The 844-nt window shown below is 54.0% G+C and carries 1 protein-coding gene; it reads right to left on the reverse strand.

The window, feature by feature from the left end:
• Positions 1–115 precede the first annotated feature (115 nt).
• Positions 116–844: tetratricopeptide repeat protein (locus tag B2R17_RS19060; RefSeq protein WP_286765215.1), on the reverse strand; the 729-nt coding region annotated here is incomplete at its 5' end.

Consider the following 844-nt stretch of genomic DNA (forward strand, 5'->3'; position numbering starts at 1 on the left):
CACTTCAAAACTGCACGACCTCCAAATTAACCAGGCAACACGCTTGCAGCGTAAGGGGTCTCGCTCTTCCCGACAGCAGAACCGACGTTCGAACTGCCCGGCGTTTATGAGTTCTTCATGCCCATCGCTCGAGCCATCTTGGTCGTACGTCGACGCAGAGTTGGCCTGCTTCGTAGGACTCAATGTATTGACGCATATCAATTCTGTCATCGTCCTCAAGAGCGATCGCCAATGCCTTCTTCTGGAATGAGATGGCAGACGAAAAGTTTCCCCGAGCGGCGTGAGCTGACGCCAAGCAGTCGAGGTGCTCAGCACTGATGTGATCCATCATCTCGCAAGCTTCGGCTATCAACTGAAGTGAACGGGAACCGTCGCGAAAACGGCCTTTTGGGCAAGTCGCCAAGAAGTCAGCGAGGTCGACCAGTCGCTGAGCTGAACAATCGTCAAGTTCGAGGGCTCGTTCATAATCCAAAAGTGCTTTGGCATATCTTCCCTTCCTACGCCAGACTCTTCCGCGATTGGCATGGGTGGAGGCATTTTCAGGATCGTTCGGATCGACGAGTATTGCGCGCGTGAAGTCCGCGATGCCCTTTCTGAGCTTGCCAAGACGAACCCATGCGCAGGCACGTCCGTGGTACGAGGCTGCAGACTTTGGATCAATGCGAATCGAGAGGTCGAAATCCGAAATCGCTTTTCGAAACTGCCCGAGGTCGTTCCAGGCCAAGCCTCGCATCCTGATTGCCTTGGCGTACTGAGGATCACGCCGAATCGCCTCGTTGAAGTCTTCAATTGACTCTTTATGGTTGCCCTTCAATCGTTGGGAAGGGTGCAGTCGGTCTGGTAG

Origin of the sequence: Rhodopirellula sp. UBA1907 (assembly GCF_002337565.1) — a bacterium.
Taxonomy (GTDB): Bacteria; Planctomycetota; Planctomycetia; order Pirellulales; family Pirellulaceae; genus Rhodopirellula; species Rhodopirellula europaea.